The sequence below is a fragment of the Mycobacterium sp. E740 genome (assembly GCF_001672895.1).
In the GTDB taxonomy this organism is placed as follows: domain Bacteria; phylum Actinomycetota; class Actinomycetes; order Mycobacteriales; family Mycobacteriaceae; genus Mycobacterium.
This window is the reverse complement of sequence record NZ_LZKP01000049.1, coordinates 1-752: the sequence shown is the minus strand read 5'-3', so window position 1 is coordinate 752 and position 752 is coordinate 1. Positions and strand designations below refer to the sequence as shown.

The window sequence follows — 752 nt, the reverse complement described above, 5'->3', positions numbered from 1 at the left end:
AACAGGATCCGGCTGGGCAGGATGCAGCTCTGCCCCGACATCACGCATGCCATCATCGCCGCCATCGGCAGCGCCGAGTTCAGGTCGGCGTCGTCGAGCACGATGTGCGCGGACTTGCCGCCCAACTCCAGCAGCGTCTTCTTCACCGTCGGCGCGCCGGCGGCCAGGATCGCCCGGCCGGTTGCGGTCGAACCGGTGAACGTGATCATGTCCACCCGCGGGTCGGCCGCCAGCGCAGCCCCGACCTCGTTGGCGTTCGAGACGACCACGTTGAACACCCCGGGCGGGATGTCGGTCTCCTCGGCCACGATCCGCCCGTACTCGCTGCCCGACCACGGCGTCAGCTGAGCCGGTTTGAGCACGACCGTGTTACCGGCCATTAACGCGGGCACGGTCTCGGCGACGTTGAGATAGAACGGCACGTTCCACGGCGTGATCGCACCGACCACGCCAACCGGCTCGTACCAGATCTTGCGCCGGGCCGGACCCAGCGGCGTCTCGTGCACGCCGTTGTCGACCAGGTAGTCGAACGCGCGGCCGTGTTCGGCCCAGTGCCTGACTTCCTCGATCGGGCTCTCGATCTGGCTGCCGCTCACCGACACCGGACAGCCCACCTCGGTGATCAGGATGCGGCGCAGCCGTTCCTTGTTGCGCTCGAACGCGTCGTGCAACTGCGTCAGGCACTGGGCCGAACACGGCCGCGCGTTCGACTACCTGGTCGACAACGGCGTGCACGAGACGCCGCTGGGTCC

The 752-nt window shown here is 68.1% G+C and carries 1 pseudogene; it reads right to left on the bottom strand.

Features of this window, described 5'->3' with window-relative positions:
- Nucleotides 1-683 (bottom strand): annotated as a pseudogene (locus tag A5663_RS04730) (aldehyde dehydrogenase family protein); the annotation flags it as partial.
- Nucleotides 684-752 lie beyond the last annotated feature (69 nt).